This is a genomic window from Tamaricihabitans halophyticus, assembly GCF_004340875.1.
In the GTDB taxonomy this organism is placed as follows: domain Bacteria; phylum Actinomycetota; class Actinomycetes; order Mycobacteriales; family Pseudonocardiaceae; genus Tamaricihabitans; species Tamaricihabitans halophyticus.
Window position 1 is genome coordinate 290399 of record NZ_SLXQ01000002.1, and the last position, 13334, is coordinate 303732.

General features: G+C 68.2%; 14 protein-coding genes. 6 read left to right on the forward strand and 8 right to left on the reverse strand.

Features of this window, described 5'->3' with window-relative positions; genetic code table 11:
- Positions 1–36: 36 nt before the first annotated feature.
- Positions 37–1419: a dihydrolipoyl dehydrogenase gene (lpdA, locus tag EV191_RS08950; protein WP_132876452.1), complete on the reverse strand. Its 1383-nt coding sequence runs from the start codon at positions 1417–1419 to the stop codon at positions 37–39.
- A gap of 209 nt (positions 1420–1628) precedes the next feature.
- On the opposite strand from lpdA, the gene EV191_RS08955 reads away from it, so the two are divergent.
- Complete coding sequence (locus tag EV191_RS08955; protein ID WP_207894465.1) at positions 1629–1973, forward strand: oxidoreductase; 345 nt, start codon at positions 1629–1631, stop codon at positions 1971–1973.
- 61 nt (positions 1974–2034) lie between these two features.
- On the opposite strand, the gene EV191_RS08960 is transcribed toward EV191_RS08955, so the two are convergent.
- Positions 2035–3540 carry a leucyl aminopeptidase gene (locus EV191_RS08960; protein WP_132876454.1) on the reverse strand — a complete coding sequence of 502 codons (1506 nt, stop codon included), beginning with the start codon at positions 3538–3540 and terminating at the stop codon, positions 2035–2037.
- A gap of 125 nt (positions 3541–3665) precedes the next feature.
- Here EV191_RS08960 and EV191_RS08965 point away from each other — a divergent pair, with 125 nt between their 5' ends.
- Together EV191_RS08965 and EV191_RS08970 are read left to right on the forward strand one after the other, a co-directional pair.
- Positions 3666–4703, forward strand: a complete 1038-nt coding sequence (locus EV191_RS08965; protein WP_132876455.1) for a hypothetical protein — start codon at positions 3666–3668, stop codon at positions 4701–4703.
- A 76-nt stretch (positions 4704–4779) separates the two neighbouring features.
- A complete protein-coding gene (locus EV191_RS08970) occupies positions 4780–5883 on the forward strand; it encodes a branched-chain amino acid aminotransferase (RefSeq protein WP_132876456.1) in 1104 nt (367 codons plus the stop codon).
- A gap of 9 nt (positions 5884–5892) precedes the next feature.
- On the opposite strand, the gene cobS is transcribed toward EV191_RS08970, so the two are convergent.
- The 3 genes from cobS to cobU are packed head-to-tail and all read right to left on the reverse strand — an operon-like array spanning position 5893 to position 8294.
- Positions 5893–6633 carry an adenosylcobinamide-GDP ribazoletransferase gene (cobS, locus tag EV191_RS08975; protein ID WP_132876457.1) on the reverse strand — a complete coding sequence of 247 codons (741 nt, stop codon included), beginning with the start codon at positions 6631–6633 and terminating at the stop codon, positions 5893–5895.
- Between the two features lie 3 nt (positions 6634–6636).
- Positions 6637–7728, reverse strand: a complete 1092-nt coding sequence (cobT, locus tag EV191_RS08980; protein WP_132876458.1) for a nicotinate-nucleotide--dimethylbenzimidazole phosphoribosyltransferase — start codon at positions 7726–7728, stop codon at positions 6637–6639.
- Complete coding sequence (cobU, locus tag EV191_RS08985) at positions 7725–8294, reverse strand: bifunctional adenosylcobinamide kinase/adenosylcobinamide-phosphate guanylyltransferase (protein WP_243658840.1); 570 nt, start codon at positions 8292–8294, stop codon at positions 7725–7727. The genes cobT and cobU overlap by 4 nt, the downstream gene beginning before the upstream one ends.
- A gap of 25 nt (positions 8295–8319) precedes the next feature.
- Here cobU and EV191_RS08990 point away from each other — a divergent pair, with 25 nt between their 5' ends.
- Entirely contained in the window at positions 8320–8517 is a 198-nt protein-coding gene (locus tag EV191_RS08990; RefSeq protein ID WP_132876459.1) for a hypothetical protein, read from the forward strand.
- Between the two features lie 66 nt (positions 8518–8583).
- On the opposite strand, the gene EV191_RS08995 is transcribed toward EV191_RS08990, so the two are convergent.
- Complete coding sequence (locus EV191_RS08995; RefSeq protein WP_132876460.1) at positions 8584–9234, reverse strand: DUF3043 domain-containing protein; 651 nt, start codon at positions 9232–9234, stop codon at positions 8584–8586.
- Positions 9235–9305: 71 nt separating this feature from the next.
- Between EV191_RS08995 and EV191_RS09000 the strand changes: the two genes are divergently transcribed.
- Both EV191_RS09000 and EV191_RS09005 read left to right on the forward strand, forming a co-directional pair.
- On the forward strand, positions 9306–10445 hold the full coding sequence (locus EV191_RS09000; RefSeq protein ID WP_132876461.1) for a glycerate kinase family protein: 1140 nt from the start codon (positions 9306–9308) through the stop codon (positions 10443–10445).
- Between the two features lie 147 nt (positions 10446–10592).
- A complete protein-coding gene (locus tag EV191_RS09005) occupies positions 10593–10955 on the forward strand; it encodes a HesB/IscA family protein (RefSeq protein ID WP_132876462.1) in 363 nt (120 codons plus the stop codon).
- A gap of 88 nt (positions 10956–11043) precedes the next feature.
- Here the strand turns inward: EV191_RS09005 and EV191_RS30055 are convergent, their stop codons facing one another.
- A complete protein-coding gene (locus EV191_RS30055; protein ID WP_165912885.1) occupies positions 11044–11214 on the reverse strand; it encodes a hypothetical protein in 171 nt (56 codons plus the stop codon).
- A gap of 140 nt (positions 11215–11354) precedes the next feature.
- Complete coding sequence (gene asnB, locus EV191_RS09010; RefSeq protein ID WP_132876463.1) at positions 11355–13292, reverse strand: asparagine synthase (glutamine-hydrolyzing); 1938 nt, start codon at positions 13290–13292, stop codon at positions 11355–11357.
- Positions 13293–13334: the final 42 nt, after the last annotated feature.

The window sequence follows — 13334 nt, forward strand, 5'->3', positions numbered from 1 at the left end:
GTTGTCTCTTTCGTTCGCTGATGTGGTGCCGACTGCTCAGCCGTGGACGTGCAGCGGCTTGCCGGCCAAGGCGAGGTGGGCCTCGCCGAGGGCTTCGGTCTGCGTCGGATGGGCGTGGATCAGGGGTGCCACGTCCGCAGGGAAGGCCTCCCAGTTGTAGATCAGCTGGGCCTCCCCAATTAGTTCGCCGACTCGTTCACCGACCATGGTGACGCCGACAACCGGACCTTCTTCTCCTTCGGCCCCGGCCTTCACGAGCTTGACGCCCCCTGCGGTCTTCAGGATCTGGCTCTTGCCGTTCCCAGCAAGATCGTAGGTGAAGGTGTGTACCGTGCCGAACTTCTCCTTCGCTTCCGCTTCGGTGAGCCCGACGGAGGCGACCTCCGGCTTGCAGTAGGTGACCCGAGGAATGCCCGCCTCGTCGATGGGCTTCGGGTTCAGGCCGGCGATGTCCTCGGCGACGAAGATCCCCTGCTGGAAGCCCCGGTGGGCCAGCTGCAGGCCGGGCACGAGATCGCCGACCGCGTAGACGCCAGGCAGGTTGGTGCGCAGCCGCTCGTCGGTGGGCACGAACCCGCGCTCCATCGCCAGGCCGGCTTCCTCGTAGCCGTGGCCCGCGCTGTTCGGGCCGCGGCCGACCGCGACGAGCAGCAGGTCCGCGTCGATCTGGTCGCCGGATTCGAGCGAGACGGACACGCCGCTTTCGGTCTGCTTCGCCTCGGTGAACTTGACGCCGGTCTTGTACTTGATGCCGCGCCGGCGAAACGCCCGCTCGAGTTGCTTGGAGGCGTACTCGTCTTCGGCCGGCACCAGCCGGGGCAGCGCTTCGACGATCGTGACCTCAGCGCCGAACGACCGCCATACGCTGGCGAACTCGACACCGATGACGCCGCCGCCGAGCACCACGACGCTTTCCGGTACGAAGTCCAGGTTCAGCGCTTCCTCGCTGGCGATGACCCGGCCACCGAGTTCGAGGCCTGGCAACGACTTGGAGTAGGAGCCGGTGGCCAGTACCACGTTCTTGCCGGTGTAGCGGGTGCCATTCACCTCGACGGTGCCGTTGCCGACGAAGGTGCCCGCGCCCTCGACCAGCGTCACCTTGTGCGCCTTGGCGAGCCCCTGCAAACCCTTGTACAGCCGGCCGACGATGCCGTCCTTGTATCCGTTCACGCCGGCGATATCGATGCCTTCGAGTGCCGATCGAACGCCGAACTGCTCACCTTCCCTCGCGTTGTCCGCGACCTCGGCCGCGTGCAGCAGCGCTTTGGTCGGGATGCAGCCGCGGTGTAGGCAGGTGCCGCCCAGCTTATCCTTCTCGATCATGATGACGGATAGGCCGAGCTCAGCCGCGCGAAACGCGCAAGCGTAGCCGCCCGAGCCGCCACCGAGGATCACCAGGTCGGCGGAGGTGTCGGTCACGTCGCTCTCCTCGAAGGGCAGTATTGGTTGCTCTCAGTTAGGTGATCGTTACCAGGTTGGGTGCGGCCACCACACGTCATCTTGTCACTAGGTGCGGCAAGCTTGCGACCTGGTGGGTCCTGTTCGGGTTACTCGGGTGATTTGGTGGATCCTGGAAACAGGTACGGCGGCAGGCGCAGTCGGCGGGAAAGCTTGGGAGGTCGATCGACGTGGGTCTATTCGACTCGCTGCGCAGGAAACGAAAAGGTGGCGGTGGGCCAAGGAAAGCAAGCGATACGGATACCGATCATCTGGACAGCTGGGCGGCCGAGCGGCATGGCGTCGAGGCATATCTGGAACCCCGGACCAACGTGACGGAAACCACCGTGGTGTTGATCGCGCACGACGGCGAGTGGACCCGGCGGCGGATCGCCAGCCCGGACGCGGCGCAGCAGTTTGGCCGCAAACGTGGCATTCCGGTATACGAGGTGCGCAAAGTCGGTTACCCGCAACGGATGCGGGATTACACCGAGCGGCAGCGGATCCGGCGCCGACGAGCACGCGAGCAGGAGTAGCCGCGCCCGGTGACCGCAAGATCTCTCAAGATCGCGGTCACCGGGACGTACTTTGGCGCGATCAGCCCGATTCGGCGATATCCGCGAGCACCGCCGCCAGCGTGCGGACGGGGACACCGGTGCCACCCTTGCCGGTGTACCCCCACGGCCCACCGGTGTTGAACGCCGGACCCGCGATATCGATATGCGCCCACGGCAAGTCGTCCGCGACGAACTCCTGGAGGAACAGGCCCGCGGCCAGCATCCCGCCCCAGCGGTGCCCGGTGACGTTCGCCAGATCGGCGAGCCGGGAATCCAGATCGCCGCGCAGTTCCTCCGGAAGTGGCATCGGCCAGCCACCCTCGCCGGTGTCCTGGGCGATCTTGGCTACCCTGTCCCGGAAATCCGCCGAACCCATGATCCCTGGGGTGCGGCTGCCGAGGGCGACCAGCTGCGCGCCGGTCAGCGTGGCGGTCTCGATCAGGTAATCCGGGTTGTCCTCGGCCGCCCGCACCATCGCGTCGGCGAGGACCAACCTGCCCTCCGCGTCGGTGTTCAGTACCTCCACGGTCTTGCCGCCGTACATCGTCAACACATCACCCGGGCGGTAGGACGTGCTGGATGGCATGTTCTCCGCGAGCGGCACCGTCGCGGTCACCTCGAGCGGGTAGCGCAGCTTGGCGGCGAGTACCACCGTTGCCACCACCGCCGCCGCCCCGGACATATCCGAGGTCATGTGATCCATATTGGCCGCTGGTTTGATCGAGATCCCGCCGGTGTCGAAGGTGATCCCCTTGCCGACCAGCGCGACCTTCTTCCGCGGCTTGCTTGCCCGGTAGCTCAACCGCACCAGCCTCGGCTGCCTCGCGGAACCCCCGCCGACTCCGAGGATTCCGCCGAAACCTTTGCGGCGCAACGCTTTCTCGTCCAGGACGGTGATCTCCAGGCCGGCCTCCTTGGCCAGCGCGCTCGCCCGATCGGCGAACGAACCAGGGTAGAGATCATTGGGTGGGGTGTTCACCAGATCACGTGCGATGCCGACGGCTTCGGCGATCGCTCCCGCCGCCTTGACCGCCGCGCGGTGCTCCTTGGTTGTCCCGGTCGCGGGCGCGAGCAGATCGATCTTGCCGAGTGGCGCCTCGCCCGGGTCGGATTTGTACTGAGTGAAGGCGTAACTGCCGAGCGCGGCGCCCTCCGCGGTCGCGCTCAGGTCCACCGCGGACAGCGTGAACAGGGCGCTCCGGCTGCCGGTGAGTGCCCGTGCGGCCGCGCCGGCGGCACGACGTACCTGTTCCGGGGTGTGCCCGCCGTGCTCGTCCGGCGCGCCAAGCCCGACCGCGAGCACCAGATCGGCCGTGGCCTTGCCCATCGAGGGCAGTTTGATGATCTCCTCGGCCTTGCCACTCGCGCCGAGCGCGGTGAGTAGCCCCAGCAGCTGACCGTCGAAGGCCGCGTCCATGTGCTCCGTGCCCTCGGCCAGCTCGGGGCCGTTCTTGCCCTGAACGGTGCCGAGCACGATGGCCTCGGTGCGTGCGCTGGCGATCGCCGACGGCTTCGGGGTGGCTACGGCGAGCTTCGGAACGGGCACGGTGTACTCCTTAGGCGCTTGGCAGCCGCTGGTATGCACAGGTTGGACGGATTCGTGCAGCATGCTAACGACCAGTCCGTTCGGCCACGTCACGAGCCTCGGCTCGGTTCTGCGAAGCTTGCCCGATGTTGCTGAGGTTGAGCGGGATGATCGGGGCCGGCTTGCTGCTCGGGTTCGCCCCCGCGGCGCAGACCGCGGGCTGGTCGGCCCTTGTCGGGATTCCGATTGCCGGCCTGGTCCTCTTGGCGCTCCTGCGGGTAGGGCGGTGGGCCGAGCCGTTCCCGGTGGCGCTGGGACTGCTGCTGCGGGTGCTCGCCGGCGCGGCGGTACTCGGTGCGGTGACGGTCTACGTGGCGCCGGGGCAACCGGTGGTGGCGTTCGGAGTGCTCGCCGTGGCGCTCGCCGTCCGGGCCAGTGGCTACCAGCCGCCAGCGCTGGCCGTTCAGCTGCTTACGGGACTGGTACTGGCCGTGTTACTTGCCGTTGTCGCGGCCAGCTTCGCGATCGCGCCGGTGGTGCCGTTCGAACCGAACCAGCTGGATCCGCTCGGGGTCGCGCGAGTGCTTGGCCTGTTCCTGTTCGCTCTGCTCGGCGTGGGCACGGGGGAGCGCGGTTCGGCGAGTATGGCGCTCGGTGGCGGTGCCTTCGCGCTACTCGCCGTCGGCGCGGCTGCGTTGTACCAGCTCGGACCCGCCCGGCTCGGCCTCTCCCCAGCGCCGCTGCGGGACATGCTCGCCGCGGCCGATGCCACCGCGCTTGGTGGCCTGCTCGACGGTGCGGTGCTGGTGATCGCGGTGATCGCGGTGTACTGGTTGCTCGGCGGGATCGGCACCGCGGCCGGTTCCCTTGGGCTGCCCGGTATCGCCGCGATCTGGAGCACCGTCGGTGGCTTGCTGATTCTCGTCGCCGGACTGTTCGGCACGCCAACCGAGCTGTTGGTACTGGCCGGGTGTGTGGCGCTGGCGTGGTGCGGGTGGCCGGCGCTGCGGGCGGTGTACCTCGATCGATCGAAGCTCGCGGCCGGCTGTCTCGTGGTGCTGGCGATCGCACTGGCCGCGCAACCCGTTGGCTATCTTGGTGTCGCGGCACTGCTGGTGCTGCTCGCCGCGGCCGGCGCGCTGGCGGCACGGCGCACTAACCGCGATCAGCTGACTACTCGATAGCTGGCCCGCTCGCCCACGGGGCGGATTCTTGGGATCTGCGATGTTCTGATGTCCAAGTACAGGATACGGTTCCTGCATGACCTCAGAACTGCCATTCACCAGGACTCCGAACACTGCGCCGGCGACCCCGGAGCGGGTAGCGGAGGTATTGGCTAAGCCTGGCTTTGGGGTGCACTTCACCGACCACATGGTGACCATCCCCTGGGACGCCGAGCACGGCTGGCACGACGCGACCGTCGGGCCGTACCGGACGTTCGAGCTTGACCCGGCCGCTTCCGTGCTGCACTACGCACAGGCCATCTTCGAAGGGCTCAAGGCCTACCGGCAGCCGGACGGTTCGATCGCGTCGTTTCGCCCGGAGCAGAACGCCGCGCGGTTTCGCGCCTCGGCTCGCCGGATCGCGATGCCCGAGCTGCCCGACGAGCTGTTCCTCGACTCGCTGCGCGAGCTGATCGCCGTCGACGAGCGCTGGGTGCCCTCAGCCGATGGCGAGTCGCTTTACCTGCGGCCGTACATGTTCTCCACGGAGGCCGGCCTCGGCGTGAACCGCCCGGCTGGCAAGTACATGTACGCGCTGATCGCCTCGCCGGCCGGCTCGTATTTCGCCGGCGGCGTCAAACCGGTGAAGGTGTGGCTGTGCACCGAATACGTGCGCGCGGCACCCGGCGGTACCGGCGCCGCGAAGTTCGCGGGCAACTACGCCGCGTCCTTTGTCGCGCAGGCGCAGGCCGTCGAGCAGGGCTGCGATCAGGTCGTCTGGCTGGATGCGGTGGAGCGCAGGTGGGTCGAGGAGATGGGCGGGATGAACCTGTTCTTCGTCTTCGGTTCCGGCGCGGACGCGCGGATCGTCACGCCAGGGCTGAGTGGTTCGCTGCTTCCCGGTGTCACCAGGGACTCGCTGCTCACGCTTGCCAAGGACCTCGGTTACCCGGTCGAGGAGCGTCGGGTGTCCACTGAGGAGTGGGAGAAGAAGGCGGCTACCGGCGAGCTGACCGAGGTCTTCGCCTGCGGCACCGCGGCCGTGATCACTCCGGTTGGCACGGCCAAGCACGCGGATGGTGAGTTCACCATTGGTGGCGGGCAGCCAGGCGAGGTGACGATGAAGCTACGCGCGGCGCTGACCGCGATCCAGGACGGCAGCGGGTCCGACCCGCACGGCTGGATGCGCAAGCTCGGCTGACTGGTCGCGTCAGGCCGTCGCGGACACGCAGACCACCAGCGTGACGGTGGTCGCGAGTTCGACGGCCGCGCCAAGCACGTCTCCGGTGATCCCGCCAAACCGCTTGCGGATATGCGGCAGGACGGCAACGACCAGCGCGGTGGCCAGTACCACCGCGAGCGGCCCAAGCCAGGGCAGCTCGGGGATGGTCAGCACCGCCGCGCCGGCGAGCAGCGCGGTCCAGCCAAGCGGGACCGGTAACGGCTGTGAGCCGGCGACGAGCGCGCCCAATCCCTCGGCGCGCGCCGAGGGCACGCCCCGTCGGCAGCACCAGCCAAGCGCGGCGCGGCCGGTGGCGACGGCGAGCGGCACCACCCACCAGCGTCCACTGTGGAGGACGCTGGCGAAACAGGCTGCCTGCGTGCCGTACACCACGAGCAGGGTTACCGCGCCGAACGGTCCGACGCCGCCGTCGCGCATCACCTCGAGCGCACGGGCTGGCGGACCGTAGCAGCCGAGGCCGTCCGCGGTATCCGCCAGACCGTCCACATGCATCCCTCTGGTCGCCAGCGCCAGCGCGCCGACCGTGAGTATCCCGGCGACCAACGCGGGCGCGCCGAGTTGGTGCAACCCGGCAAGCACGCCGAGCGCGAAGCAGCCGAGCAATACCCCCACCAGTGGGGCGAGGCTGATCGCCCGACGACAGTCCCGTGCTTCGACCGACCCGCCGGCTACCGGCAGTACGGTCAACCAGGACAGCGCGAGCCGCACCCGCTAGTCCTCGGCTGGTTGTGGGATTTGGCCGGAAACACCGGCTTGCTCGAAGGTAGCCATCTCGGTGAGAACCTTGGCCGCCATCCTGAGCAGTGGCAGCGCGGCGAGTCCGCCGGTGCCTTCACCAAGGCGCATGTCCAGCTCAAGCAGCGGTTCCAGCTGGAGCTGGTCGAGTGCGAGGTGTTGGGCGGGCTCGGTGGAGCGATGGGCGGCCAGCCACCACTGCCGCGCGCCCGGCGCGAGTTCTTCGGCGACCAGCGCGGCCGCACTGGCGATCACCCCGTCCAGCAGCACCGGTGTCTGTCGAACCGCCGCCTGTACGAGGAATGCCGCCATGGCGGCGAAGTCAGCGCCACCGACGACGCGGAGCAAGTCGACCGGATAGGCGCTGTTCGCGCGGGCCCTGCGCAATCCGTCCCTGATCGCCGTGGCCTTGCGCATCCAGGCGTTGTCATCGATGCCCGTCCCCCTGCCGATTACCGCTACCGGCTCGCTACCGGTGAGCGCGGCGATCAGCACCGCGGCGGGGGTGGTGTTCCCGATCCCCATATCGCCGACAATCAACAGGTCGGCGCCCGCGTCAACCTCGGCGTCCGCGATCGTCCGCCCCGCGGTGAGCGCGGTCTGCGTCTGCTCCTCGGTGAGCGCGTCCTCCACATCGATCGATCCGGACGACTCGCGCACCTTGAATTCGGCTACCTCGGGCGGGGTTTGCGCGGCCACCGCGATGTCCACCACCCGCACGGTTGCGCCGGCGACATCGCTGAGCACGTTCACCGCCGCGCCGCCGTCCAGGAAGTTGCGCACCATCTGCGCGGTGACCTCGGCGGGATAGGCGGAAACGCCGCCGCGCGCGATGCCGTGATCCCCGGCGAACACGACCACGCGGGGCCGCTGCAGTGGCCGAGGTGGGCAGCGACGCTGGCGCGCGGCGAGCCAGGTCCCGAGTTCCTCGAGCTTGCCGAGCGACCCTGGTGGCTTGGTCAGCTCCGCATGCCGTGCCCGCGCCTGGCCCGCCGCGTCCTGGTCGGGTTCGGGAATCTCCGGAAAGGTCACCGTGGCCGGCGGGAACGACTCGGTTGGCGGGGTCAAGCGCTACCTCCCTGCGTACGCAGCTTCAGCGGTATTCCCGCGACGAGCAGCACGACCTCGTCGCAGTGCTCGGCGAGTTGTGCGTTGAGCGCGCCGAGCTCATCGCGGAAAAGCCTGCCAGAGCGGGTTTGCGGCACGATGCCCAGGCCGACTTCGGCGGAAACCAGAACGAGTCGAGCCCGGCAGGCCGCGACGGCTTCCGCCAGCCGTGCGCGAGCCGCGCGTACCCGGTCCAGGTTATCCCGTTCCCAGCCGTTGGCCTCGTCGAATGCCCTGGTCAGCCAGGTGGCGAGATCGTCGACCAGCAGGGGCGGATCGGTTGGCTCGGCGGTGTGCAGCAGATCGGCGAGTTCGGCGGCCGCCGGCTCCGCAGTATGCCAGCTGGCCGGGCGGCGCTCGACGTGTTCGGCGATCCGCGCCTGCCAGTCGGCATCGTGCGGATCGCGGTAGGCGGTCGCCACGTAGACCGCGGGCTCATCTCCTGGCAGCAGCCCCTCTGCGTGCGCGGATTTGCCGGAGCGGGCACCGCCGAGGACAAGCGTTCGCCGTGGCTCGCCGAATATCACGCGCTGGCACGTTACCTTGTGCCCCGTGGACTACCGGTGGCGCTATACGAACCGGCACGGCGCGGTCGTGCCCGGCCCGGACGAGGCATTCGACGAACAGCAAGAAGCCGAGGCGTGGCTGACGGACAACTTCGGCGAACTCGCCGCATCCGGCATTGACCAGGTCACGCTGCTGGAAGGAACACGGGTCGTCTACGGCCCGATGAGCCTGCACCCCAGCTAGCGCTCAACTAGCGACGAGCGCACGCCCCGCGACCGCGTTCTTTAAGGTTCTTTAAGGGTGAGCGAGTCAGCGGAGCTGGTCGCCTGGTTTGAGCCGGGGCTTGGGTACCCGCAGCCGGCGTACCTGACTGGCGCGAACGAAGGCATACCAGCCGATGGACCGGCCCTTGATCTCTTCCTTCGGGAACTTCGCGCGCACCTGCTGGGTGATTCGCCTGCCGTTGAAGAAGCCCTCGAGCAGCATGCCGAGCAGCATCAGCGTGCACAGCAGCGTGGCGAACTGCTGCACCTGCGGATAGGGCACGAGCAGCGAGATGAACACCAGAATCGCCAGCGGCATGAACATGCCGAGCAGGTTCCGCCGGGAGTCGACGACGTCGCGCACATAGGCCTTGATCGGTCCCCGGTCCCTCGGCAGCAGGTAGCGGTCGTCGCCGGCCATCATGCGTTCCCTGCGCTCGGCGGAGGCCTGGCGGCGTTCCTCCTTGCTCGGCCGGGTCGCCTTCGACCGCTTCATCGCCTCGCGCGTGGTGCGCGGTGGCGGCGCCACCGGACCGCGCCGCCGGGCCTCGGCCTCGCGCCGCTTGGGCGTTGGCCGGCCCTTGCTCGGGGTATGGCGCTTGTCGTCATCGGCGGCGTCGGCGACCTCGGCATCAACGTCGTTCGCCTCGGCCGCGCTGCCTTCGGGCTCGGTGGATTGGCGACGCAGGAACTTCACCAGGCCAGGATATGGCAAGGCGGTCGCGGTGACGTCGGGTACTACCGGTTTTATCGCTAAGCTCCGTTCTCATGCGCGTCGTGGTTGCCCCAGACTGTTTCACCGGAACGCTCACCGCGGCCGAGGCCGCCGAGGCAATCGCGGCTGGCTGGTTAGCTCGCGCGCCTGGCGATGAGCTGATCAAACGGCCGCTTGCCGACGGTGGTCCCGGTTTCATCGATGTGCTGCATGCCGCGCTCGGCGGTATCCGGCACTCCCTGCGGGTCAGTGGACCGCTCGGGAACAGCGTCACCGCCGAATGGTTGGAACACGACGGAACGGCCTACCTGGAATCCGCCCAGGCCGTTGGGTTGCACCTGGTGGAAAGGGCGGACCGGGCCGCTGGATGCCTGCGGACCGGCAGTCGCGGAGTGGGCGAGCTGCTGCTGGCGGCGAAGGAAGCGGGAGCGCACACCGCCGTGGTCGGACTGGGTGGTTCGGCCAGTACGGACGGTGGCGCCGGCATGCTTGCCGCCCTTGGCGCGGCCCCGCTGGACGCCGACGGAGCCGAGCTGGGTTCCGGTGGTGCGGCACTGGCCGACTGTGCCCGGCTGGCCGGACCGGCTCCAGCCGGTGCGCTACCGGTGCTGGGAATGCGCCTCGTACTCGCTTCGGACGTGGAGAATCCACTGCTCGGGACGCATGGCGCGGCCCAGGTCTTCGGTCCGCAGAAAGGCGCGGATGCCGAGGCCGTGGAGCGGCTGGAGGTCGGGCTGACTCGCTACGCGGAGGTGCTGGCCGCGGCCGGCGCGCAGGTGCAGGACCGCGCCGGGGCAGGCGCGGCAGGCGGGCTCGGCGCGGGATTGCTTGCCCTCGGCGCGGACCGGATCTCCGGCGCGGCGTTCGTACGCGAACGCACGGGGCTGGACGCCGAGCTGACCAAGGCCGAACTGGTGCTCACCGGGGAGGGGAGCTTCGACTGGCAGTCCCTGCGCGGGAAGCTGATCACCGCCGTCGCCGCGGGCGCGGCCGAGCGCGGGGTGCCTTGCCTGGTGCTGGCGGGCCAGGTCAGTGTTGGCCGGCGGGAAGCGGGCGCGGTGGGCGTGGACACGGCGTATGCGGTGGCCGAGCACGCCGGTTCGGCCGAGGCGGCACTGGCCGATCCCGTGGGTACGCTGCGCGCCCTTGCTGGCGACGTCGCTGGGCAATGGAGCCGCGAGGCGGATCGGTAGTGCGGTGGCTCAGGCCACCGAAGTCGAGATGGGCGCGATCGTCACCGTAGGCGGATAATGTGTAACCATAGAGGGGAATAGGTCCCACTGGTGCGGTGTTGAACCGAGCGAACCACCAGGCAGACGCGGAGGAGTCCGAGGAGAGCCATGACGACCGCTCAGGAAAATGCCACCGAGACGTCAACCCACGGTGTGACGCTGACCGATGCGGCCTCGACCAAGGCAAAGGCGCTGCTCGATCAGGAGGGGCGCGACGATATGCATCTGCGTATCGCGGTACAGCCTGGTGGTTGCGCTGGCCTGCGTTACCAGCTGTTCTTCGACGAGCGCTCGCTGGACGGTGACTTGTTCCGGGAGTTCAACGGCCTGCAGGTGGCCGTGGACCGGATGAGCGCACCCTATGTGCAGGACGCCGTGATCGATTTCGTGGACACCATCGAAAAGCAGGGCTTCACCATCGACAACCCGAACGCCGGTGGTTCCTGTGCCTGCGGTGACAGCTTCCACTAGTAGGTTCCACTAGCAGGTTAGTTCGGCAACTGGTTTTCTCGGCCCGTCCGCTGTGCTTGGCGGACGGGCCGCTGCCGTTTTCAGCGGCTCAGACGTACAGATCCAGGTCTTCCACCTGGGCGAGGCAGGACTCCGATACCGCCCACGGCGCCGCCGCGCGTTGCTGCGGGATACCCCGCTCGGCCTGTATCGAGCCGGGGATGTCCGTACAGTCCGCGATCAGTTCGGCCATGCTTTCCGGGAGCGCGTAGCCAGTCATCGTGTTCACCACGTTCCCGACGCTAGGTCCTCCGCGGCTCCGACGGCACCCTTACCAATCGGTAGTGTTTGCGCCGGAGCCGGAGACAACCCATCCGAGGCACGTTCATAGGCGAGAACGCTGGTGTGTATCTTGCGGAGCTAGAGCAGTACAGGGTACTGCGGTTCCGGAATCTCCGGCTTGATCCGGTTCTCCACGAAGATTCCGTGCCAGAGCATGAACAGCAGTAGTGCCCAGATCCGCCGACTGTGATCGAGATTGCCGGCTCGGTGGTCCTCGAGCAGCCGCAGGACGGCCGGCTTGTCCAGCAGGGCGTCGGTGGCCGAGTCGTTGATGATGCCGCGCGCCCAGTCGTACATCTCGTTGCGCAGCCAGTGCCGGATCGGCACCGGGAAGCCCAGTTTTCGCCGGTTCAGCACGTGCCCTGGCACGATATCCGCGAGCGCCCTGCGCAGCGCGTGCTTGGTCGTCTCCTTGGTGATCTTTTCCTCGAGCGGGATCGTCGAGGCCACCCGGAACACCTCGTGGTCGAGGAACGGCACCCGCAGCTCGAGCGAGTTCGCCATGGTGACCTTGTCCGCCTTGACCAGGATGTCCCCGCGCAGCCAGGTGAACAGGTCAATGTGCTGCATCCGGCTGACCGGGTCCCAGCCGGTCGAACTGGCGTACAGGTCGGCGGTCACGTCCTGGTGACCGGCGCTCGGGTCGAAGGTGCGCAGTACGCCGCGCAACTGGTCGTCCCGGAACAGTCGGGCATTGCCGTAGTAGCGCTCCTCGAGCGGCAGCGCGCCCCTGCGCAGCAGGTCCTTACCCCTGGTGCCCTCGGGAATCTTGCTGGACACCTTGCCGATCAGCTTGCGTACGCCGCCGGGCACCTTCTCGAACGGCGCCAGCGAAAGCGGTTCGCGGTAGATCGTGTAGCCGCCGAACAGCTCATCCGAGCCCTCGCCGGAAAGCACCGCCTTCACGTGTTTGCGCGCTTCCCGCGCGATGAACCACAGCGGGACCAGCGCCGGGTCGGCCACCGGGTCATCCAGGTACCAGACGATCAGCGGCAGTGTGTCCATCATCTCGTCCGCGGACACGGTGCGGATCACGTGCTTGACGCCGATCGCCGCGGCGGACTCGGCCGCCACGTCCACCTCCGAGTAGCCCTCGCGTTCGAAGCCGGTGGTGAAGGCGATCAGGTTCGGGTTGTGTTCCTTGGCCAGCGCGGCGATCGCGGTCGAGTCGATCCCGCCAGAAAGGAACGCGCCCACGGTGATGTCCGGGTCGGCGATCATGTGCTTGCCGACCGAATCCCGCATCACATCGCGGATGCGCTCGTGCAGCTGCCGCGACTCGGTCGCGTCCCGCACCGGTTGCGCGTCGAACCGGGGGACGAAGTACCGCTTGGTCCGTAGCTCGCCGCCAGGCGCGACCGTGAACGAGGTGCCGGACTCGATTCGGCGGATGTCCAGGTGCAGCGTCTCTGGTTCTGGCACGTACTGCAACGTCAGGTAGTGCTGCAGCGCACGGGTGTCCAGGGCGCCTGAGATGCCGAGCTGTTCGGTGAGTTCGAGCAGGCTCTTCTTCTCGCTGGAGAACGCGGTGCCCTGCGGGCCGGCCGCGTAGAACAGCGGTTTGATCCCGAACGGGTCCCGCGCGCCGTGCAGTACCTGCTCCTCGGCGTCCCAGATCAGGAAGGCGAACATGCCACGCAGCCGGGGTAGCGCGGTATCGGCTCCCCAGTAGTGCCACGCGGCCACGATGGCCTCGCCGTCGCCTTCGGTGGCGAACGTCGCGTCGTGCTCGGCGATCAGCTGCTCGCGTAGCTCCTGGTAGTTGTAGATCTCACCATTGAAGTTGAGCGTGTAGCGGGCCGGCGACTCCGGCGGGCCCCAGGTGAGTGGCTGATGGGAGCGTTCGACGTCGATGAACGCGAGCCGGTTGAAGCCGAAGACCACCGGGCCGTCCGCCCAGGTGTCCGACTCATCCGGGCCACGGTGGCGCTGGCAGTGCATCGCGGCGCCGACCGCTTGCCGTGCCTTCGTCGCGTCGTCCTCGCTGGCGCATACCAGCCCAAGCAGGCCACACACGCGTGTGGTGCCCCTTTCCGATTCGGTTTCCGGTGCTCAACT